The sequence below is a fragment of the Polynucleobacter sp. Nonnen-W13 genome, assembly GCF_018881735.1.
Lineage (GTDB): Bacteria > Pseudomonadota > Gammaproteobacteria > Burkholderiales > Burkholderiaceae > Polynucleobacter.
The window spans coordinates 517,742-539,147 of sequence record NZ_JACVPU010000001.1 but is presented as its reverse complement, the minus strand read 5'-3'; the positions used below and the strand labels follow the sequence as shown (position 1 = coordinate 539,147).

Below are 21,406 nucleotides of genomic sequence, written 5' to 3'. Positions count from 1 at the left end.
TTTTAAGTCAATTCAAGGGAAAAAATGGGTATTTATCCATTATCCTCCGAGATGCAGGTTCACATCTTGAGTGAGCCAATAACAGTGAACTCACCATTTATTCATGATTTTTCACCAAGCCCTTCGCCGCGAACTCAGTTTTACGACTGGTGGCGTTTTCTTGGTCCTGGTTACCATCATGATTACCACTCTGGTTATCCGAATTCTGGGCTTTGCGGCCAACGGCGCCGTCAATCCAGAGGATGCTCTCGTCCTCATTGCGCTGGCCACTCTTGGCTATATGGCCGTTCTTTTGACCGTCTCCCTCTTTGTGGCCGTTCTGATGGTGCTAGTGCGCTGGTACAAAGACTCAGAAATGATTGTTTGGTTTGCTAGCGGCCTTAGCATTGCTAGCCTCATTCGACCCATCCTGCGCTTTGCAGCACCGCTGATTGTCATCATTGCCCTTTTAGCCCTTTTTGTTTGGCCTTGGGCTAATCGCGAATCCACCATCATCAGCCAGCGCTTTCAGCAGCGAAGTGATGTCTCCATGGTTGCTGCAGGCCAGTTTAGAGAGTCGGCCAAAGCCGAGCGGGTATTTTTCATTGAAGAGTTAGATGTGGATAAAAGCGAAGTGAAAAATATCTTTGCCGCAGAAACCAAAAATGGTCGTCTGAGTGTCGCCGTTGCCTCCACTGGATTTATTGAGAATGCAAAGGGTGACGGCAAATCCATCGTCTTAAATAATGGCCGGCGCTACGAAGGAGTACCAACGCAAGCTGATTTTAGGATTCTAGAGTTCGCCCAATACAGCACCAACATCCAAAACAAGAGCGCACTCGATCCAGCACCACGTGATCGAGAAAAATCGGTATCCGAGTTATTAAACGATCCCAATGTGGCCGCGGCTAATCCCAATCATGCCGAATTACTGTGGAGGATCGGTTTACCACTAATGGCACTTGGGCTTGTATTAATTGCAATCCCGCTTGCTTATGTCAACCCAAGACTGGGTAATTACACGGCAATGTTTTATGCGGTGTTGATATACCTTATTTATAGCAACCTCTTAAACCTCACGCAAAATTTTGTGTCACAAGGCAAGGTGAATGTTTTGGTGGCGGCTTGGCCCATTCACGCCCTCGCTTTTGGCATGGCTTTTTTACTCATTCGCAATCGTATTAATCCATCCCTGAAGTGGTGGCGTCGTCAACTACCTTCGTTCTTGGCCAATAGATGAAATACCTATTTCCTTATATCTTTGAACGCTATTTAGCTAGGCAAATTTATGCGGCCTTTGGTTTTATTCTTTTCGCCTTAGTCACACTGTTCTTATTTTTTGACACCCTCAGTGAGCTTGGCTCAGTTAAGGGTCAATACACTTTGCCACTAGCATTGCTGCATGTTTTATTGAAAGCACCAAGCCGTATCTCTGAAATTATTCCTATCGCTGGTTTGATTGGAAGCATCTATGTATTTGCGATGCTGGCAAGTCAATCTGAGTTCACTATCTTACGGATTGCTGGATTGGATATGCGTAAGGGCTTAACTACCCTAGCGAAGATATCACTACCCCTAGTGATCGTTACGCTCATGATGAGTGAATGGCTTGGGCCTTATACAGAAAACTTATCTGATCAAATTCGTATGAAGGCTTTGGGCTCATCCTATAGCTCGCAATTTAAAACTGGAGTGTGGGTCAAAGATCGCTTACGTGATGAGGATGGTAGTGGTCCAATTAGGCCAGGAGTTCGCTATGTCAACGTTGGCAAAATTGAGCGGGACAACGAAATCAAAAATATCCGCATGTATGAGTTTGATGATGCCTATCGTCTGCTATCTATTCGCAGTGCCGTATCTGGACGCTTTGATCAAACCGGAACTTGGATTTTGGATGATGTCACCGAAACTCGCTTTAAAGAAACCAAGCAAGCGGATCCACTAAACCCAGTGTATTCAGCGCAAACTTTTGTTCACCCGATCATCAGCCTAAATTCTGAAGTCACTCCACAAATTTTGAGCGTACTTTTAGTCAGCCCAGAAAAAATGTCGATCTTTAGTTTGGGTCGCTTCATTTCTCATTTAAGAGATAACAAACAAGATGCGCAAAGGCACTCCATTGCCTTTTGGAAAAAAGTAATTTATCCATTCACTATCTTCGTTATGCTGGCACTGGCCCTGCCATTTGCCTACTTAAAGGTTCGGGCAGGTAGCGTTGGCATTAAAGTATTTGGCGGCATCATGCTGGGCATGAGCTTCCAGCTCTTTAACTCACTCTTCTCAAATGTGGGACTTTTAGGGTCATGGCCGGCATTGTTAACCGCCCTCACACCTCCATTGGTGTATTTCATTTTGGCGATGGTGGGTTTACGTTGGGTATCTAGAGCTTAATACCTCAAAATCATATAGAATCTGATTCCTATATCGCAGTTGATATAAAGAATGGAATCCATATGAATCTGCATCAATTTCGATTTGTTCGTGAAGCCGTCAGGCAGAACTTTAATCTCACCTCGGCTGCCAAGGCACTCTTTACCTCTCAGCCCGGTGTTTCCAAAGCCATTATTGAGCTGGAAGATGAGCTTGGCGTAGAAATATTCCGACGGCATGGTAAGCGCATTCGCTCCCTTACAGAGCCGGGCAAGCGCATCCTCATCTCGATTGAGCGAATTTTGGATGAAGTGGAAACTTTAAGAAGAGTGGGCAAAGACTTCGCTAGCCAAGATCAGGGTAACTTTGTGATTGCCACCACCCACACCCAAGCTCGCTATGCCCTGCCTAAAGTGTTGACTGAATTTACAAAACGCTTCCCCAAGGTAAGGGTCAGTATTCAGCAAGGAAGCCCAGGTCAAATTGCAGAGCTACTCATTCATGATCGTGCTGACATCGCCATAGCCACTGAAGGTATTGCCAATACTCCTGGAGTACTGGCACTCCCAGGCTACCAATGGCATCACGTCATCATGGTGCCACTAAGTCACCCACTCCTCAATCAATCCACAATCACTCTAGAAGAAATTGCGAAGTACCCGCTCATTACCTACGACAAAGCTTTTGCGGGTCGCAGCAAGATTGATGCCGCTTTTGCACAACGTAATCTCAGCCCGGATATTATTTTGGAGGCGATTGATGCAGATGTCATTAAGACCTATGTAGAAACAGGAATGGGTGTGGGAATTGTTGCTGGCTTAGCTTATGACGCAGATCGAGATCGCAATCTCCGAGTCATTCCAGTTGGGCACTTATTTGGCAACAACGTAACGCATTTGGGCGTTAAACAAGGGGCTTACTTACGCTCTTTTGTGTACACCTTCATCGAACTATTCTCACCCACGCTCACCAAGAAAATTGTTGAACAAGCGATGAATAGCGAGTCAGAAACTTACGAGATTTAAGATTGATAAGGTCTCGGGGCGAAAATAACAGCCTACTTGAGATGGTGCCCCGGGGCGGACTTGAACCGCCACGCCTTGCGGCACCGGATTTTGAGTCCGGCACGTCTACCAATTCCATCACCGGGGCAGGTGTTTGCAGTGGAAATACTGCATTGAAGCTTACTAAGAGGTGAGAGTGTAACAAAAAAGTTGTAGAGCCCCTATTCTTAGCCTCAGAAGACCTTAAAATAGGCTCTTCAAGCCACATTACTCAAAAGGACTTACCCGTATGGCCGGCCATTCGAAATGGGCCAACATTCAGCACCGCAAAGGACGTCAAGACGAAAAGCGCGGCAAGATTTGGACCAAACTCATTAAAGAAATTACGGTTGCAGCTAAATTAGGCGGCGGCGATATTGCCACGAATCCCCGTTTGCGCCTAGCGATCGATAAGGCCAAAGATGCCAATATGCCGAATGACAACGTGCAGCGGGCAATTCAGCGCGGTACAGGCTCTTTGGAAGGTGTTAACTACGAAGAAATTCGTTACGAAGGTTATGGCCTTAATGGCGCCGCCATCATTGTCGATTGCTTAACGGATAACCGTACCCGAACTGTTGCTGAAGTACGCCATGCATTTGCAAAAAATGGTGGCAATATGGGTGCCGAAGGTTCTGTTGCTTTCATGTTCAAGCACTGCGGTCAAATGTTATTTGCCCCAGGCACCAATGAAGATCAACTGATGGAGCTCGCACTAGATGCTGGCGCAGAAGATGTGATCACCCATGATGATGGTTCGCTTGAGGTACTCACCCCAGTGCCTGAGTTTCCTAAGGTACAAGACGCACTCAATCAGGCTGGTTTAAAAGCAGAGCTAGCAACAGTGACGATGCGCCCCGAAACTGAAACCGAACTCGAAGGTGATCAAGCGGAGAGTATGCAAAAACTATTAGACGCGCTTGAGAACTTGGATGATGTTCAAGAAGTATTCACGAACGCTTCTCTGTAATCGGCCAGATTTTTAACACTACTTATTAATACTTCCTTTAGTCCTTTATGAAAATTCTTTTAATTGGTTCTGGTGGTCGTGAACATGCACTAGCATGGAAGCTAGCGCAATCTCCACAAGTTCAAACCGTATATGTAGCTCCGGGTAATGGCGGCACAGCTACGGCAAAACAAACCGTAGCAGGCATCCAAAACCTCCCGATCTCCGACCTTCAAGAATTAGCAGACTTTGCCAAACGTGAAAAAATTCACCTTACTGTAGTTGGCCCTGAGGCGCCATTGGCTGCAGGTATCGTGGATGTATTTCGCAACAATGGCTTGCGCATCTTTGGGCCTACTCAGCTAGCAGCCCAATTAGAGTCATCCAAAGATTTCTCTAAAGCGTTTATGAAGCGTCATGGCATCCCAACAGCGGAGTATCAGACTTTTTCAAACGCATTAGAGGCTCACGCTTATATTGATGCTAAAGGCGCACCGATCGTGATTAAGGCAGATGGCCTTGCTGCAGGTAAAGGTGTCGTTGTGGCAATGGACTTGGTGGAAGCGCATGCAGCTGTTGACATGATGCTAGCAGATAACAAACTCGGAAATGCTGGTGCACGCGTAGTCATTGAAGAATTTCTGACAGGCGAAGAAGCCAGCTTTATTGTTCTTGTAGATGGCAAACATGTCTTGGCTTTAGCAACCAGTCAAGATCACAAGCGCTTGCTCGATGCCGATCAAGGACCTAATACCGGTGGGATGGGCGCTTACTCCCCTGCCCCAGTTGTTACCCCAGAAATTCATGCGCGCGCCCTACGCGAAGTCATCATGCCTACAGTGAAAGGCATGGAAGCTGATGGCATTCCATACACAGGTTTCCTCTATGCTGGGCTCATGATTTCACCCGATGGGAAGATTAAAACTCTAGAATTTAACTGCCGCATGGGTGACCCAGAAACACAGCCCATCATGGCACGTCTGCGTAGCGATCTCGTAAACGCACTGGATCATGCTGTTGACGGCACACTCAATGCAGTGGACCTGGAGTGGGATCGCCGCACTGCTTTAGGCGTAGTATTGGCAGCTCACAACTATCCCGATACTCCACGTAATGGCGATGTTATTACAGGTATCACTACTGATACTGAAGATCAATTGACTTTTCATGCCGGCACTAAGTTACAAGATGGGAATCTGGTCACCTCTGGCGGTCGCGTCATGTGCGTCGTAGGTCTATCGGATACCGTTCGCGGTGCGCAACAAAAGGCATACGAAGCAATTGCTCAGATCCAATTCGATGGCATGCAATATCGCAAAGATATTGGCTATCGGGCAGTGAAATAACCCTAACTACAAAGGACTTTTCATCCTTGTCATCAACTGAACAGACTCAAATTAATATTGCAGAATTAGAAGCTTACTTTTTAGGCCTGCAAGATCGCATTACCACTGCAATGAGCGCCCTCGATGGTAAGGCCTTCATAGCGGATGCCTGGGAGAAGCCAGAAGATAGCAAGCTACGTGGTTATGGTCGCACTTGTACTTTAGATGGCGGCAATATATTGGAAAAAGGTGGCGTTGGTTTTTCTCATGTACGCGGTGATCAAATGCCTCCTTCAGCATCACACCACCGCCCCGAAGTCGCCGGTCGTAGCTTTGAGGCCATGGGCGTTTCCTTGGTGTTTCACCCAAATAATCCCAAGGTGCCAACTACACATATGAATGTGCGCTGCTTTATCGCACAAGCTCCCGATAAAGAGCCGGTTTGGTGGTTTGGAGGCGGCTTTGATCTTACCCCCTACTATGGTGTTGATGAGGACTGCAAACACTTCCATCAAACTGCTAAAGATGCTTTAGACCCATTTGGTAAAGAGCTACACCCACGATTCAAAAAATGGTGTGATGAATATTTTTACCTCAAGCATCGTGAAGAGCCTCGCGGTATTGGTGGTGTGTTCTTTGATGACTTCAATGAGCTGGGTTTTGAGCAAAGTTTTGCCATGACACGTGCTGTTGGCGATGCCTTTATTGAAGCCTACTTGCCGATTGTGGAGCGTCGTTATCAAGACAGCTTTACGCCCGAAGAAAAAGCGTTTCAAGAATACCGTCGCGGTCGTTATGTAGAGTACAACTTGTTATTCGACCGAGGCACCATTTTTGGCCTGCACTCTGGCGGACGAACAGAATCTATTTTGATGTCGATGCCACCCGTAGTGCAGTGGTGGTACAACTGGCAAGCAAAACCAGGTACGCCAGAGGCGAAGTTGTACGACTATTACCTTAAGCCGCGCGACTGGCTTGCCTAACTTGATCTCAATACATTTGGATACTCCCAAAAAAATTGGCATTCTGGGAGGTACTTTTGACCCACCACATCTTGGCCACCTTAAACTGGCCATGCATTTTGCGAAACTTTTACACCTGGACACTCTGCTCCTCATCCCGAGTGGTGAGCCCTGGCAAAAAAGCCCTGGCATCACGCCCGCAGAAATTCGTCTTGAACTCACTGAAGCAGCATGCGCTGATTTAGCTAGGGCATTTCTGTATCTAAAAATACCGACTCAAATTGGAGTTGATCGCATTGAAATTGATCGGGCAGGTCCAAGCTATGCAATCGATACAGCCAAAGCCCTAAGAGAGCGTTTTGGCCCAGAGGTCAACTTAACTTGGTTGATGGGAGTCGACTCTCTAATCAATCTCTCCTCCTGGAAGTCCTGGGATCAATTACTAGGCTTTGTGAATTTGGCAGTGGCCAGCAGACCTCATCATGAACTTGATACCCAAATCAGCCCTGAAATTAAGGCTTTATTAGAAAAGCATCCATGTATTAATACAGACACCCTTGAAAAAAGCCGATTTGGCTACATCTATCTAGATAACAGTCTTGCAATAGATCTTTCATCCACAGAGCTTCGAAAACAGCTGAAAAGCGCTTCTCACAGGGATATTGCCTCAGAGCATATTCCGTCTCATACCTTAGAGATCATTACAAATTTAGGTCTGTACAGGTAATCAGGCTAAGATCACCCTTATATTCAAAAATCTCAGAAAAATACTAAAGAAACTATGGACTTAACAAAATTACAACGCGTCGTGATTGATGCTCTCGAGGACGTCAAGGCACAGGATATTCGTGTATATGACACCACTAAGCTCAGTGAATTATTTGATCGCGTCATCATCGCCACCGGCACCTCTAATCGTCAGACTAGATCGCTAGCCATGTCCGTTAAGGAGGCTGTCAATACAAAAGGTGGTGAAGTGATCTCGGTGGAAGGTCTAGAGACTGGTGAGTGGGTGCTGGTTGATTGCGGTGATATTGTCGTTCATATTTTGCAACCTGCATTACGCGCCTACTATCAGCTTGAAGGCATGTGGGGAGCCAAACCTGTGCGAGTGAAACTAGCTGCGGATAAGGGGCTGGTGAAAGCAAGCGACCCAGACGACGAAGAGTAATACTTTAGTAATGCGTTTAACGATTGTTTCTGTTGGTCACAAAATGCCAGAATGGGTTGCAACTGCAACCCATGATTACATTAAGCGCATGCCCACAGATAGCAGCATTGAAATCAAAGAGATCAAACCGGATCTCAGTCCAGCCAAAGAAGCTATCAAAATTGCAGCAGCTATTCCGAAAGGCTCTCGGGTAATTGCGCTTGATGAGCGTGGCAAAGATCAAACCACACAAAATCTAGCTACCCAGTTGGCAGGCTGGCGGCAAGAAGGTTTTGATGTTACTTTTTTGATTGGTGGTGCCGATGGACTCGATCCCAGCCTTAAGGAGAATGCTCAAGCGATGTGGCGCCTCTCGAGTCTGACCCTGCCACATGCCATGGCAAGAGTCTTGCTGGTTGAGCAACTCTACCGAGCTTGGACTATTTTGCAAGGCCACCCCTATCACCGCGAGTAAGTTATTCATGTTTTCTTATATTTACCTTGCCTCACAGAGTCCACGACGCCAAGAACTGCTTAAACAGATTGGCGTCAAGTTTGAGATGCTGATTGCAGCAACAGGTGAGGATACGGAAACCCTTGAGACCCCACTCCCTGATGAAAAGGCGCGTGCTTATGTTGAACGAGTTACCTTTGCCAAAAGTGCTATTGCCTTAGCCAGGTGGCATCACAGTGGTAAACCCTGGGCACCGATCTTGTGTGCAGATACTACCGTCAGCCTACCTAGCAATTCAGCCGGTGAAATTCTTGGAAAACCTCATGATGCCGCTGATGCTGCGCGCATCCTAAAAATGCTGAGCGGCAAAATACATCAGGTATTAACTGCAGTTGTGCTTACGATTGACCCAAAAACCAATCCACTGAGTCTAGTTCAAGTTTCTGAGGTGGAATTTGCCCACTTAACTGAAGCGCAAATTGATAGCTATATCCAGAGTGGCGAGCCTTTTGGTAAGGCTGGAGCATATGGTATTCAAGGTCTTGGTGGCGCTTTTATTCCCTCAATTAAAGGCAGCTATAGCGGTATCATGGGATTACCCATCTTCGAAGTTAACCAATTACTAGATTTCGCAAAAGTCGCCCGCATATGAACGAAGAAATTCTGATCAACATCACCCCCCAAGAAACACGGGTGGCACTAATTCAGCAAGGTGCCGTTCAAGAGCTTCAGATCGAGCGTACCCGTCAGCGTGGCATTGTTGGCAATATTTATTTAGCAAAAGTTGTACGGGTTCTGCCTGGCATGCAGTCTGCCTTTATTGAGATCGGCTTAGAGCGCACTGCATTTATGCATGTCGCCGACATCACTCAAAATAATCCTCAAGCTCAAATCGAAAAACTACTCTTTGAGGGCCAAAATGTTTTAGTTCAAGTTCTGAAGGATCCTTTAGGAAGCAAAGGTGCACGTCTCACTACTCAACTTAGTATTGCTGGCCGAAACTTGGTCTATCTCCCGCCAGCTGGTACGGATGCAGCTACCGAGAAATACATTGGCGTCTCTCAAAGAATCGATCAAGCTGAAGAACGTGAGGCCATTAAGGCGCGCCTTGCAGGACTGATGCCTGCCGATGAAAAGGGTGGGATCATTGTGCGTACCAGCGCACAAGATGCCAGCGATACTGAGCTTGAGCATGACATGCATTACCTGCGCACAACCTGGGAAAAGATTCGTGAGGCTGTAAATCACAAGGCCGCGCCTAGCTTGCTCTATCAGGACCTCAGTCTAGCTGAACGTGTATTACGAGATCTTGCTAGCGAAGAAACTACAGAAATTCGGGTGGACTCAGCTGAGAACTTTGAAAAGCTCAAAGGATTCGCTACGCTATATATGCCAAATCTATTGGACAAACTTACACTGCATCGTGGCGAGCGCGCCCTATTTGATTTATTTGATGTGGATGCTGAAATTAATAAAGCACTGGGCAGAAGAGTTGATCTCAAATCGGGTGGCTATCTGATGATCGACCAAACAGAATCCATGACTACGATAGACGTCAATACCGGAAGTTATGTAGGCGCACGTAATCTTGATGACACCGTATTTAAAACTAATCTTGAAGCTGCCCAAGCTATTGCCCGTCAGCTGCGCTTACGTAATCTTGGCGGCATCATCATCATCGACTTTATTGATATGCTGAGCAAAGACCACCAAGAATCGGTTTTACACGAACTGAAGCGCAATTTAGAACGCGATCATGCTCGCACCTCAGTAAATGACTTTTCCTCGCTGGGACTAGTGGAGATGACGCGTAAACGTACTCGAGAATCTCTAGCCCATATTACCTGTGAGCCATGCGCTACGTGCCAAGGCAAAGGTGAAATCAAAACTGCACAAACGGTTTGCTATGAGATTTTGCGAGAGATTGTGCGCGAGCATCGCCAATTTAACCCCCGGGAATTTAGAATCGTTGCCGCACCTGATGTGATTGATCTTTTCCTTGAGGAAGAAAATCAATTCTTGGCACAGTTAGGTGACTTTATTGCCAAGCCCATCAAACTCCAGGCAGAAGGCAACTTCCGCCAAGAACAATACGATATCGTTCTCAGCTAATCATTGATTAAGCATTCGAAAACTGAATGCGATGCAAGTTAGCGTATAAGCCATCCTTAGCAATCAATTCTTCATGTGAGCCGTTCTCAATCACATGACCGTGCTCTAGCACCACAATCCGATCAGCATGCTCAATAGTTGATAAGCGATGCGCGATCACCAAAGTGGTTCTGCCGGCCATTAACCGCTCTAAAGCATCTTGAACTTGACGCTCTGATTCAGAATCGAGTGCTGAGGTAGCTTCATCCAAAATCAAAATAGGCGCGTCTTTGTAAATAGCTCTTGCGATAGCTAAACGCTGACGTTGACCGCCTGATAGACGATTACCGTTGTCACCAATTTGAGTATCAATTCCTTCGGGCATTTCTTTCATGAGTGCAGATAAGTTTGCCGCCTCAAGAGCCTCTATGACACGTCCACGATCAATTCCCTCAGCGCCCATAGCGCCGTAGGCTACGTTTGCCGCAATACTGTCATTGAATAAAATCACATCTTGACTCACAAAAGCAATTTGCTTACGCACATCAGCCAGCACAATATCCTCGAGGGGAATATCGTCCAAGAAAATTTGCCCACTGGTCGGCTTAAAGAAACGCGGTAATAAATTGACTAGTGTTGATTTACCGCCACCAGACGGACCAACAAAGGCAACCACTTCACCAGGCTTAATTTTCAAACTCACGCCAGTGAGAGCATCTTTTCGTCCAGCTTCTTGCTGGTAAGAAAAGCCAACATCTTCAAACCGAATTCCACCCTTAGCTTTACCTAGAGGCTTCATACTCTCCTTACGGGATTCATCTTCTTCAAAGGGTTGATCCATGAGGGAAAAGATCATTTCCGCAGCAGTTAAGCCCCGCTGCAATGGCTGATTAATATCAGCGAGATGTTTAATCGGCGATATCACCAACAACATAGCAGTAATAAAAGAGGCAAAGCCACCAACCGTAGTTCCCTCGGTAGCTGACTGCATTAAGGCGATGACCAAGACGATCGATAGCGCCATAGAAGCGATGAGCTGGGTAATTGGCTGATTCAAGCCGCCAGCTACCGCTGATTTCAAGGCAAATCGGCGAAGACGATCAGCCTTTTCCATAAAGCGATCCATCTCGTACTCTTCAGCACCATGCACCTTCACGATCTTGTACCCAGCAGCTGACTCTTCAACAATGTAAGCAAGCTCACTGGTCATTGTTTGCTGCTCACGATTCAGTGAACGCAAGCGTTTATTAATCTTTCCAATGATGAAGGCAATAATTGGGAAAATCATCAGCACTACTAATGTCAGTTGCCAATTTAGGTAAATCAAGTAGCCAATCAATCCAATTACGGTGAGAGAGTCACGTACTAAACTAATCAACATACCACCCATAATGGAGAGGGCATTATTCACCTCAAAAACTACCGCGTTAATTAAGCTGGATGCAGAGTTCTTTTGGAAGAACGTAGTACTTGAATGCAGTAATGCCTTAAACATTTGCATACGCATCTTCAGCAAAACGGCATTGATAACGCGATTAAGTAGATAACTAGACAAAAATTGTGCCATCCCTCGAACAAAAGCTAGGCCGACCAGGAAAACTGGCACCAGCCAGAGTTTTTGATCCATCTGACCAGTGAAGCCACGATCGAGCAAAGGCTTCATGAGGGCCGGAATAGAGGTTTCTGCGCCAGCAACCAGTGCCATGGCCAATATAGAGCCAATAATTAAGCCAATATGGGGCTTAAGGTACTGAATTAAGCGATTTAGGGCGGTACGGTCTTGAGCATTCATATAATGAATTATGCCCACCTTATCCGTCATACTCATTACTCGCAATGAAGAGGCCAATTTGGCCGATTGTTTGGCCTCTCTGGAAGGGATTGCCCAGCAAATTGTGGTGGTAGATACCAATAGCACCGATAGAACCCTAGAGATTGCTAAAAACTATGGGGCCGTCATTAGCCAGCCGGCGGATTGGCCTGGATTTGGGCCTCAAAAGAATCGCGCCTTAGACCTGGCAACCGGCGAGTGGGTGCTCTCCTTAGATGCAGATGAGCGACTAACTCCCGCCCTCAGAAGTGAAATTCTGACGGCTATTCATCATTCAGCTCATGTTGACTGTTTTGCAATTCCACGCCTATCTTGGTATTGCGGTCGCTTTATTCGGCACTCTGGCTGGAGTCCAGATTATGTGGATCGATTATTTAAGCGCGGCACTGCCCGCTTCTCGGATGATCTGGTTCATGAGCGACTGATTCCCCATGGGCAAGTAGCAAAATTAGAGAATCCGATGCTGCATTTTAGCTTCATGAACTACTCACAAGTACTTCAGAAGTTAGATCGCTATTCAACAGCTTCAGCAGAACAGGAATTTTCTAAAGGCAAAAAGAGTAGTCCATTAACTGCCGTACTTCATGGTTTTTGGGCTTTTACTCGTACCTACTTTATCCGTCTTGGTTTTTTAGATGGTCCTCAGGGTTTTGCATTAGCCATCTCGAACGGGCAAGGAACCTACTATCGCTATATGAAGTTGTGGCAATTACACCAAGAAGCAAGCTCCAATAATTCTCTCAGTAAATGATCTCCGTACTTCTGGCGACCTATAACTGGCCGCAAGCCCTCAAACTCTGTCTTGAGTCACTTAGTACTCAAACAGATTTAGATTTTGAAATCATCATTGCCGATGATGGGTCCACCACAACTACCAAAGATCTCATAGAGGCAATTCAGAAAAATTTCCCAGTAAAAATCACCCATCTATGGCAAGAAGATCAAGGATTTCGTAAGACCCGCATTCTCAATCAAGCCATTCAAGCAGCACATGGTAAATATCTCGTATTTCTCGATGGTGATTGCATCGTTCAGCCGGACTTTATTTCACAGCATCGCGCACTGTCTCAGGCGAACCATCTAGTGACAGGAAGTCGTGTCTTACTAAATGACGAGCTCAGCAAGCAATTACTTTTATGGGCAAATTGGGATTTTAAGAAATTCACCGGTAACTTATTAAGCTATCGACTATCCGGCGGCATCAATAAGTATTGGCCCCTCAAAATTAAGTTGGGTGATGGCGCTTGGCGCAACTATAAAAAATTTGTCTGGCGCCGTATTAAAGGTTGCAATATGGCCTGCTGGAAGACTGATGCCTTAGCTATTGGCGGCTTTGATGAAACCATGACAGGCTGGGGACACGAGGATGCTGATTTTGTTTTCAGACTTCAAAGCAAAGGTTTGATTCGTAAATCTGGATCTTGGGCAACTGAAGTCTTACACCTTTACCACCGCATCAACGATCAATCCAATGCTGCCGAAAATGCACGTCGCGTCCGCGAAAAAATTCTGGCTAAAGCTCGGTAAGATTGAGTTACATTAGCCCCATGACTGCATTCTCAGCACTAAAACCTAAAAAAGTTTTATTTATTGCGACTCGCCAAATTGGAGACGTCCTTGTCACTACGCCACTAATTTCACAAGCACGTGAATTGTGGCCAGATGCGGAGTTTCACTTTCTAGGCTACCGCGGTAAGCTCGAGATGCTCAAAGGCAATCCCGATATTGCCCAGATCATTGAAACTTCAGATCGTCCCAAGTTTGGGGAATATCTCACTTTATTTTTCAGACTGTTTCAACGTTATGATTTGGCAGTGGTTACACAACCTAGTGATCGCGCCTACTTATATGGCCTAGTAGCAGCTCATCACCGTGTGGGCGTATTGGGCGGCCACCCCCAAGGTCACACGGAACAAGATAAAGCGAAGAGAAGTAAGAGTGATAAGCAAAATGCCTGGAAAAAGGCGATTGGCTTACATACTGTTGACGTAGATTATTTTGCACAACACGTCATCACTGAAAAGCTTCGTCTGCTCGAGATCTTTTATAAAAGTCCACTGGAATTATTTAAGAAACCAGTCTCGGTAACAGCTCCTGTTGGTGATCCGATTACCCCAAGCATTGCGGCTCAACTGCACTCACCTTATGTAGTAGTTCACCCTGGGCCTTTAACCGCATATAAGCGTTGGCCACTTGCGTATTGGCAAACATTGCTCACATGGATCACAAAGCAAGGTTGGCAAGTGGTACTGAGCGCATCCCCGGCTAAGCAAGATCTACAACTCAATCAAGATATTCTTTCATTGCTCGATGAGGAAACCCGTAAACAGGTTGTAGATACTGCGGGCCAACTCACTATCCCACGGGCGGGAACACTAATTCGTGGAGCGATAGCTTATGTTGGGGTAGACACCTCCATCACGCACTTAGCAGCAGCATGCAATACACCCACCATTGCTCTATTTGGTCCAACACCACCCACTAACTTTGGGCCTTGGCCCAATGGTTTTGTTGGCGAACAACCCTATGAATTAAGATCTCGCACGCAGACGGTTGGTAATGTCACAATCCTACAAGGGCCCGGTGAATGCGTTCCCTGCCGAAAAGCAGGCTGTGAGGATCGTGCAAGTAGCAATAGCGAATGCTTGAACCAGCTAGACCCCAACCAAGTAATCGAAGCATTGCAAAGCGCGACAAAGAAATAAAAAAATGCGTGTTTAGTGGTACTGAACCTGAACCACATTAGATTGCTTAGCTGCCAAAATTTGATTCAAACTATGCAAGCAAGCATCATCTGGATAAATCCGCAACTCTTCCGGGAACTGCATCAAGCAGGCTCCACCACTAGTGGTAACTGCAGCAGTCAGCATTAAACCTTTCATGCCTTCACTAGCGCTTGGCATAGAGACTGCTGCAGGCCCTATCTTGGGATCTCGCACACGATTGCTCATCAAGTAAGGTCCAATTTGGCTGCGTAAGGATTTAAGATCTATGGCCGAATCGATGGACAGATGAAGGTTGCGCGCAAAACGCATACGGGCTCCCGTAATATCCATCACTGCCTCAGAAACAATTCGTACCCCGCCAGAAAACTTATCGGGAGTGATATTGACCTTGGCCACTAGCAACTCATCTTCTTTGAGCCAAGAACGGTTTGGTTCATAGACTTCGCTATAGAGCGTCACTTCAATCGCAGCAGTGCCGTCATCAATGGTTGCAATCATCATGCGGCCACGCTGACCAGTCAACATCCGAGCCGAGGTAATAATGCCGGCAATCAACTGATCTTTACCCTCAGTCACCTTGGCTAATGGCTGGCGAATGAAATGCGCCGTCTCGTCGCGATAGGCATCAAACATATGGCCGGTCAAACACAGTCCAAGGGCGCTTTTCTCATCTTGGAGACGTTTCTTTTCAGACCACGGTAATTCGCGGACTAGCTCTGGCAAATGACGATCATCTTCCCCTGCCACCTCAAACAAACTCACTTGATTAATTGAAGCTTCAGCTTGCTCGGCAGCCTCAATAGCGCGCGCAAGAGAAGCCAAGAGAGTGGATCGAATATCGTAAGGATTGCCACCTGCAGGAATAGAGTCCTTATACAAGCTATCAAAAGCACCGGCACGCATCAAAGCCTCAATGGCTCGACGGTTCACCTGCCTCCGATCAACGCGTGCGCAGAAATCAAACAGGTCCTTAAATGGGCCGCCAGCCTCACGCGCCTTCACAATCACCTCAATGGCAGCTTCACCTGTTCCCCTCACGGCACCCAAACCATAGCGAATATGGCTAATGGGGGAATCCGGTGCAGCATCTGGTGCACGCAATGGCGTGAATACATAAACGCCAGTATTGATATCAGGTGAGAACACGCGAATATTATTTGCCAAACAATCGTCATACAGAATCTTCACCTTATCGGTGTCATCCATTGCGAGCGATAAGTTGGCTGCCATAAATTCAGCTGGGTAATAGGCCTTTAGCCAAGCAGTTTGATATGCCAAGAGCGCATAAGCAGCAGCATGGGATTTATTAAATCCATAACCTGCAAAACGCTCCATCAAGTCATAAATCTCGTTAGCCTTACCTTCAGTAATACCACCTGCTTTTGCACCGTCACTAAAAATCTTACGATGCTGTGCCATCTCTTCAGGCTTCTTCTTGCCCATTGCTCGACGCAACATGTCTGCACCACCCAGTGAGTAGCCGCCAATCATCTGCGCCATCTGCATCACCTGCTCTTGGTAGACCATGATGCCGTAGGTTTCTTGCAGAACTGGCTCAATCCGAGGATCTGGATACTCTACTTTTTGCCGCCCGTGCTTACGTTCAATAAAGTCTGGGATCAAGTCCATTGGGCCAGGACGGTAGAGGGCAACGAGCGCAATAATATCTTCGAAGCGGTCAGGCTTAGCTTCTCGAAGCATGCCTTGCATGCCGCGACTTTCTAGCTGGAAGACGGCGACTGTATTAGCATTCTTTAAAACTTCAAAAGCCTTTTGATCATCGAGCAAAATTTCACCGATATTCCAATCTTTACGGTCGGCGTGTAGCGTCTTAATCCATTTCTCAGCAGCCGCCAAAATCGTTAAGGTGGTTAAACCCAGGAAGTCGAACTTCACTAAACCGATCGCCTCTACGTCATCTTTATCAAACTGACTAATGACGGAACCACTCTCTTGGTCTTTAGAGTCTTTCGCTTCTTGCGTATACAGCGGGCAAAAATCAGTTAAGCGGCCAGGCGCAATTAATACACCACCCGCATGCATACCCACGTTACGGGTCATGCCCTCTAACTGCTGTGCGAGAGACAACAGTTGACGCACTTCATCTTCATTCTTTTCACGCTCGCCTAATTGCTTCTCTTCCTTCTTAGCCATTTCAATAGTCATGTACTGACCCGGCTTATTCGGAATCAATTTTGCGATACCGTCAACGAAGTTATAGCCTTGCTCGAGCACGCGGCCCACGTCACGAATTGCTGCGCGTGCAGCCATCGTTCCAAAGGTCGCAATTTGACTAACCGCATCTTTTCCGTATTTATCTTTTACGTACTGAATAACGCGATCTCGCCCATGCTGGCAAAAGTCAATATCGAAGTCGGGCATCGATACCCGCTCAGGATTTAAGAAACGCTCAAAGAGGAGGTTGTAACGTAGTGGGTCAAGATCGGTAATACCCAGTGAATAAGCAACTAAAGAGCCAGCACCAGATCCACGGCCCGGACCTACAGGTACGCCATTATTTTTCGCCCAATTAATAAAGTCCGCAACAATCAGGAAATAACCTGGGAAACCCATTTGAGTAATCGTCTTCACTTCAAAAACGAGGCGCTCATGATAGCGAGCCTCTTCTTTGGCGCGCTCTTCTGGATCAGGAAAATTGCGCTCCATATGGCGCTTCAAACCAATCTCGGATTGCTGTAATAAATAATCGTCGAGCGTAATACCTGGTGGTGTTGGGAAATCCGGCAAGCGCGGCTGACCTAAAGTCAAAGAGAGATTACAGCGCTTGGCAATCTCCACTGAGTTTGCAAGTGCGACTGGTAAATCTGCAAAGCGCTTTTCCATCTCCTCTTGAGATAAAAAATATTGCTCTTCATTAAATTTCTTGGTGCGACGAGGATTACCTAAAAGTTCACCTTCAGCAATACAGACTCGAGCCTCATGGGCTGTGAAATCACTACGCTGCATAAACTGCACAGGATGTGTGGCAACAATCGGTAAATCCATTTCACTCGCAAGGTGACAAGCCAACTGTAGGTGCTGCTCATCCTGAGGATGACCACCGCGCTGCACTTCAATATAAAAAGCATTTGGGAATAAGCTTGCCCAACGCTTGGCAGCATCTTTAGCTAAATCTTCTTGACCAGCTAGAAGCGCAGTACCAACATCACCCCAGCGTCCACCTGAAAGGGCAATTAATCCATAAGACAGTGTTCTTTTTGCAGCTTTATCTTCAGCCTTTGAGGCTGGTTCGCTAAACCATTTGAGATCGACCTCAGCTCGACCTCGGGATTGATTCTCAAGGGACGCCTTACTTAAGAGCTGGCATAAATTGAGGTAGCCGGAGTGATTTTGAACAAGGAGCAATAAACGATGAGGTTGATCTGGGTCTTGAGGATTGCTAACCCAAACATCTGCGCCTGCAATTGGCTTGATGCCGCTAGAGCGTGCAGCACTATAAAAACGGACCAGGCCAAATAAATTACTTAAGTCGGTGAGGGCTAAGGCGCCCATGCCATCTTTTTCAGCAGCAGCTACCGCATCGTCAATGCGAACAACGCCATCCGTAATCGAAAACTCGGAATGGACGCGCAGATGAACAAAACGGGGTGAAGCCATGAGATCATTTTAGCTGTGCCGAACTTCAAAAACCCCTCACCCCCAGCCGACGGCTATCGCGGGCGATTTGCCCCCTCGCCCACTGGCCCGCTTCATGCGGGATCCCTAGTTGCCGCCCTAGGAAGCTGGTTAGATGCCCGTAGAAATCACGGGAAATGGCTACTCAGAATTGAGGATTTGGATACTCCCCGCTGTATTTCTGGGGCAGATCAAGAAATCCTGCGCCAATTGCTTGCTTGCGGCCTCAATTGGGACGAGGAGCCAACTTGGCAATCTAAACATCAAGAGCGCTATAAAAAGGCTCTAGAGCGCTTAAATCAGCTCCAAATCATCTATCCCTGCACCTGTTCTAGACAAGATATTGCAAACGTCCTAAAAGCTCGTGGTGTAATGACTCCCCGCAATCAAGAGATGATCTACCCGGGAACCTGTCGTCCACATCAAATTGACACCTACGATGAGATAGAAAGATCATCAGCACAAGTGGCTTGGCGACTTGCTCTGCCACCAGGGATCACCATGCATTTTGAAGATCTGGTCCTTGGTAAACAAACACAAAATCTCAATCGAGAAGTGGGGGATTTTGTACTGCATCGCCGGGATGGTGTGACTACCTATCAATTGGCCGTCGTGGTGGATGATGCTGAGCAAAAGATTACACACATTGTGCGTGGGGCGGATTTACTAAACAACACAGCACGACAAATGTATCTGCAAAGAGTCTTGGGATATCAAACTCCGAGCTACCTGCACCTACCCTTGGTGCTTGATGAACATGGCGAAAAACTCAGCAAGCAAACTTTGGCAAGCGCCATTCATACTGAGAATGCGCAGCAGGCTTTACAAGAGTTACGTAAAGCCGCAATGCATTTAGGACTGAGAGATCTACCAGACGGAAAAGAAACTACGATTGCACAGTGGCTTTTGGCAGCCACCCAAGCCTGGGATAGAAAAATTACTTCTTCTTAAATCCGCCCAGCAAAGCGCCAAGCGCTGGTTTTGCGGGAGTAATCCCCACTTTTTTCTCTGTAGGATTTACAGTCTCTGATGCTGGCTTAACTACAGCGCTGGGCTCATAAGGCTTGTAGAAAAATGGATCTGACATTTTTGCTGGCGCATCTGATCTCGACGAATTCCTGCTGGGTGCGGGACGTGAACTGCCCTCAGGCAATGGCTGAATGTCCAACTTGCGCTTCATCAACTTTTCAATATCGTCGAGTAAACGTTTTTCACTAGCATCGACCAATGCAATGGCATCGCCTTTACTACCAGCGCGTCCCGTACGGCCAATGCGGTGAATAAAATCTTCCGCATTAAACGGCAACTCGTGATTAATCACGCAAGGCATCGATGGAATATCCAGACCACGAGCAGCCACATCGGTTGCAACCAAGGCTTCGATCGCTCCAGATTTAAATGCATCCAAAGTAAGAGTGCGCTCACCCTGACTCTTATCACCATGAATCGCGCCAGCTTTAATGCCATCACGCTCTAATGAGCGAGCTAGCCTTGCACAGCCTAAACGGCTGTTGGTAAAGATAATGCACTGGCGAGACAAGCCTTGACGAGTACGTGCTTCAAGCACTTTCACAATCGCCTGCTGCTTATCAGCACTCGCCACCATATGAACCACTTGCTTAACAGTATCTGCCGCAGCATTTTGGCGCGCCACCTCAACAGTCACTGGCGTACGCAAATAACTTTGGGCTAATTTCTTAATCTCAGGTGAAAACGTAGCGGAGAACAATAGTGTTTGGCGCTGAGCCGGAATCAAATCAATGATGCGCTGCAAGTCAGGTAAAAAGCCCATATCGAGCATGCGATCGGCTTCGTCTAGCACCAGAATTTCTACTTGAGACAGGTTTGCTACTTTAGAACCAATGTGATCAAGCAAGCGCCCCGGGGTAGCAATCAAAATCTCTACACCGCCACGCAGTGTAGCCACTTGCTCTTTCATATCCACGCCACCGTAAACCACGGCAGCACGCAGATCGGTATGCTTAGAGTAACTCGCTGCATTCTCAGCAACCTGAACAGCCAGCTCACGTGTCGGCGTTAACACCAAAGCACGGATCGGATGGCGAGCAGGCGAAGCACTGCTACTAGCATGACGCAGAATCTTTTGAATAATGGGCAGTACAAAAGCAGCCGTTTTACCGGTACCTGTTTGAGCCGCGCCCATTAAATCGCTTCCCGCCAAAACGTGCGGAATCGATTGCGCTTGAATCGGAGTGGGAGTGTTATAACCCTGCTCGGATACCGCTTTTTGAATCTTTGGATCTAAACCAAAGTCAGCAAAGGTCATTGTTGCTGGGGTGGCGCTACTCTCAGTAGCGCCGGTGGGGGAATTTATTTCAGGAACAGTATTTATCAAGGTAACTTACAGAATGGCTGCAATGCCGGCCTTCGCGGTTTCGGCATCCTCAGTCGATTTAACGCCGGAAACGCCGACTGCGCCGATGGTAAACCCGTTTACCTCGATATTGACGCCACCTTCCAACATGCCCGAAATATGTGGGGCAGATAAAAAGGAAGTGCGTCCGTTATTAATAATTTCTTCGTATACACGACTCTCGCGCTTACCCATTGCAGCAGTACGTGCTTTTTCTTGAGCGATGTAAGCAGAGACAGGAGCACATGTATCGCGACGGATCAAACCTAATAGGTGACCACCATCATCACAGACAGCAATCGTCACAGCCCAGTTATTGGCAGCAGCGTGCTTGTCAGCTGTATCCAAAATCTTTTGAACATCAGCCTGGGTTAAATACGGTTTAGTTGCCAACATGATTAATCTCTCTGTCTCGAATATGTTTTATTTGATGAAACTGCTATCTTTATAAGTACTTGAATTATAAGGGGTGCATGCCAGTTAATACGCTAGCCTGTACCCCATTTACTCCCAACT

The 21,406-nt window shown here is 46.9% G+C and carries 18 protein-coding genes, 1 tRNA gene and 1 pseudogene; 15 read left to right on the top strand and 5 right to left on the bottom strand.

Annotated features, from left to right (window positions below; all coding sequences use genetic code 11):
* Positions 1-103: 103 nt before the first annotated feature.
* From lptF to ICN27_RS02875, 3 genes are all read left to right on the top strand, one after another.
* Complete coding sequence (gene lptF, locus ICN27_RS02885; protein WP_216268916.1) at positions 104-1,219, top strand: LPS export ABC transporter permease LptF; 1,116 nt, start codon at positions 104-106, stop codon at positions 1,217-1,219.
* Entirely contained in the window at positions 1,216-2,370 is a 1,155-nt protein-coding gene (gene lptG, locus ICN27_RS02880) for an LPS export ABC transporter permease LptG (RefSeq protein ID WP_216268915.1), read from the top strand. Before lptF ends, lptG begins: the two co-directional genes overlap by 4 nt.
* A gap of 62 nt (positions 2,371-2,432) precedes the next feature.
* Complete coding sequence (locus ICN27_RS02875; protein WP_215309494.1) at positions 2,433-3,374, top strand: CysB family HTH-type transcriptional regulator; 942 nt, start codon at positions 2,433-2,435, stop codon at positions 3,372-3,374.
* Between the two features lie 42 nt (positions 3,375-3,416).
* On the opposite strand, the gene ICN27_RS02870 is transcribed toward ICN27_RS02875, so the two are convergent.
* Positions 3,417-3,501, bottom strand: a tRNA-Leu gene (locus ICN27_RS02870).
* A 141-nt stretch (positions 3,502-3,642) separates the two neighbouring features.
* Between ICN27_RS02870 and ICN27_RS02865 the strand changes: the two genes are divergently transcribed.
* From ICN27_RS02865 to rng, 8 genes and pseudogenes are all read left to right on the top strand, one after another.
* Positions 3,643-4,362, top strand: coding sequence for a YebC/PmpR family DNA-binding transcriptional regulator (locus tag ICN27_RS02865; protein ID WP_215309492.1), 720 nt, complete (start codon positions 3,643-3,645; stop codon positions 4,360-4,362).
* Positions 4,363-4,409: 47 nt separating this feature from the next.
* Positions 4,410-5,687 (top strand): phosphoribosylamine--glycine ligase, encoded by a 1,278-nt coding sequence (purD, locus tag ICN27_RS02860; RefSeq protein ID WP_216268914.1) that lies wholly within the window; start codon positions 4,410-4,412, stop codon positions 5,685-5,687.
* Positions 5,688-5,737: 50 nt separating this feature from the next.
* Complete coding sequence (hemF, locus tag ICN27_RS02855; RefSeq protein WP_216269247.1) at positions 5,738-6,649, top strand: oxygen-dependent coproporphyrinogen oxidase; 912 nt, start codon at positions 5,738-5,740, stop codon at positions 6,647-6,649.
* Positions 6,642-7,355, top strand: a complete 714-nt coding sequence (gene nadD / locus ICN27_RS02850; RefSeq protein WP_370624467.1) for a nicotinate (nicotinamide) nucleotide adenylyltransferase — start codon at positions 6,642-6,644, stop codon at positions 7,353-7,355. Before hemF ends, nadD begins: the two co-directional genes overlap by 8 nt.
* Before the next feature lie 54 nt (positions 7,356-7,409).
* Positions 7,410-7,796, top strand: a pseudogene (rsfS, locus tag ICN27_RS02845) (ribosome silencing factor); the annotation flags it as partial.
* 13 nt (positions 7,797-7,809) lie between these two features.
* A complete protein-coding gene (gene rlmH / locus ICN27_RS02840) occupies positions 7,810-8,253 on the top strand; it encodes a 23S rRNA (pseudouridine(1915)-N(3))-methyltransferase RlmH (RefSeq protein ID WP_216268912.1) in 444 nt (147 codons plus the stop codon).
* 7 nt (positions 8,254-8,260) lie between these two features.
* Entirely contained in the window at positions 8,261-8,884 is a 624-nt protein-coding gene (locus ICN27_RS02835) for a nucleoside triphosphate pyrophosphatase (RefSeq protein ID WP_216268911.1), read from the top strand.
* Positions 8,881-10,344, top strand: a complete 1,464-nt coding sequence (rng, locus tag ICN27_RS02830; protein ID WP_216268910.1) for a ribonuclease G — start codon at positions 8,881-8,883, stop codon at positions 10,342-10,344. The genes ICN27_RS02835 and rng overlap by 4 nt, the downstream gene beginning before the upstream one ends.
* A gap of 7 nt (positions 10,345-10,351) precedes the next feature.
* Here rng and msbA read toward each other — a convergent pair whose 3' ends face one another.
* The gene (msbA, locus tag ICN27_RS02825; protein ID WP_216268909.1) at positions 10,352-12,115 is read right to left on the bottom strand and encodes a lipid A export permease/ATP-binding protein MsbA; all 1,764 of its coding nucleotides are present in this window, start codon (positions 12,113-12,115) and stop codon (positions 10,352-10,354) included.
* Positions 12,116-12,125: 10 nt separating this feature from the next.
* On the opposite strand from msbA, the gene ICN27_RS02820 reads away from it, so the two are divergent.
* Genes ICN27_RS02820 through ICN27_RS02810 form a run of 3 tightly spaced genes read left to right on the top strand, consistent with a single transcriptional unit; the run spans position 12,126 to position 14,859 of the window.
* The gene (locus ICN27_RS02820) at positions 12,126-12,905 is read left to right on the top strand and encodes a glycosyltransferase family 2 protein (protein WP_216268908.1); all 780 of its coding nucleotides are present in this window, start codon (positions 12,126-12,128) and stop codon (positions 12,903-12,905) included.
* Positions 12,902-13,681 carry a glycosyltransferase family 2 protein gene (locus tag ICN27_RS02815; protein ID WP_216268907.1) on the top strand — a complete coding sequence of 260 codons (780 nt, stop codon included), beginning with the start codon at positions 12,902-12,904 and terminating at the stop codon, positions 13,679-13,681. The genes ICN27_RS02820 and ICN27_RS02815 overlap by 4 nt, the downstream gene beginning before the upstream one ends.
* A 20-nt stretch (positions 13,682-13,701) precedes the next feature.
* The gene (locus tag ICN27_RS02810; RefSeq protein WP_216268906.1) at positions 13,702-14,859 is read left to right on the top strand and encodes a glycosyltransferase family 9 protein; all 1,158 of its coding nucleotides are present in this window, start codon (positions 13,702-13,704) and stop codon (positions 14,857-14,859) included.
* Positions 14,860-14,871: 12 nt separating this feature from the next.
* Here ICN27_RS02810 and dnaE read toward each other — a convergent pair whose 3' ends face one another.
* Positions 14,872-18,498, bottom strand: a complete 3,627-nt coding sequence (gene dnaE, locus ICN27_RS02805) for a DNA polymerase III subunit alpha (RefSeq protein ID WP_216268905.1) — start codon at positions 18,496-18,498, stop codon at positions 14,872-14,874.
* 15 nt (positions 18,499-18,513) lie between these two features.
* Between dnaE and gluQRS the strand changes: the two genes are divergently transcribed.
* Complete coding sequence (gene gluQRS / locus ICN27_RS02800) at positions 18,514-19,467, top strand: tRNA glutamyl-Q(34) synthetase GluQRS (protein ID WP_369411584.1); 954 nt, start codon at positions 18,514-18,516, stop codon at positions 19,465-19,467.
* Here gluQRS and ICN27_RS02795 read toward each other — a convergent pair.
* Entirely contained in the window at positions 19,454-20,872 is a 1,419-nt protein-coding gene (locus ICN27_RS02795; protein ID WP_216268904.1) for a DEAD/DEAH box helicase, read from the bottom strand. The two genes, gluQRS and ICN27_RS02795, sit on opposite strands and share 14 nt — an antisense overlap.
* A 6-nt stretch (positions 20,873-20,878) precedes the next feature.
* Positions 20,879-21,283 (bottom strand): heme-binding protein, encoded by a 405-nt coding sequence (locus ICN27_RS02790; protein ID WP_216269246.1) that lies wholly within the window; start codon positions 21,281-21,283, stop codon positions 20,879-20,881.
* Positions 21,284-21,406: the final 123 nt, after the last annotated feature.

What these genes read in the sequence shown, in the direction of transcription:
- lptF (WP_216268916.1), top strand. Translation starts at nt 104, where the DNA reads ATGATTTTTCACCAAGCCCTTCGCCGCGAACTCAGTTTTACGACTGGT.
- lptG (WP_216268915.1), top strand. Translation starts at nt 1,216, where the DNA reads ATGAAATACCTATTTCCTTATATCTTTGAACGCTATTTAGCTAGGCAA.
- ICN27_RS02875 (WP_215309494.1), top strand. Translation starts at nt 2,433, where the DNA reads ATGAATCTGCATCAATTTCGATTTGTTCGTGAAGCCGTCAGGCAGAAC.
- ICN27_RS02865 (WP_215309492.1), top strand. Translation starts at nt 3,643, where the DNA reads ATGGCCGGCCATTCGAAATGGGCCAACATTCAGCACCGCAAAGGACGT.
- purD (WP_216268914.1), top strand. Translation starts at nt 4,410, where the DNA reads ATGAAAATTCTTTTAATTGGTTCTGGTGGTCGTGAACATGCACTAGCA.
- rlmH (WP_216268912.1), top strand. Translation starts at nt 7,810, where the DNA reads ATGCGTTTAACGATTGTTTCTGTTGGTCACAAAATGCCAGAATGGGTT.
- ICN27_RS02835 (WP_216268911.1), top strand. Translation starts at nt 8,261, where the DNA reads ATGTTTTCTTATATTTACCTTGCCTCACAGAGTCCACGACGCCAAGAA.
- rng (WP_216268910.1), top strand. Translation starts at nt 8,881, where the DNA reads ATGAACGAAGAAATTCTGATCAACATCACCCCCCAAGAAACACGGGTG.
- msbA (WP_216268909.1), bottom strand. Translation starts at nt 12,115, where the DNA reads ATGAATGCTCAAGACCGTACCGCCCTAAATCGCTTAATTCAGTACCTT.
- ICN27_RS02820 (WP_216268908.1), top strand. Translation starts at nt 12,126, where the DNA reads ATGCCCACCTTATCCGTCATACTCATTACTCGCAATGAAGAGGCCAAT.
- ICN27_RS02815 (WP_216268907.1), top strand. Translation starts at nt 12,902, where the DNA reads ATGATCTCCGTACTTCTGGCGACCTATAACTGGCCGCAAGCCCTCAAA.
- ICN27_RS02810 (WP_216268906.1), top strand. Translation starts at nt 13,702, where the DNA reads ATGACTGCATTCTCAGCACTAAAACCTAAAAAAGTTTTATTTATTGCG.
- dnaE (WP_216268905.1), bottom strand. Translation starts at nt 18,498, where the DNA reads ATGGCTTCACCCCGTTTTGTTCATCTGCGCGTCCATTCCGAGTTTTCG.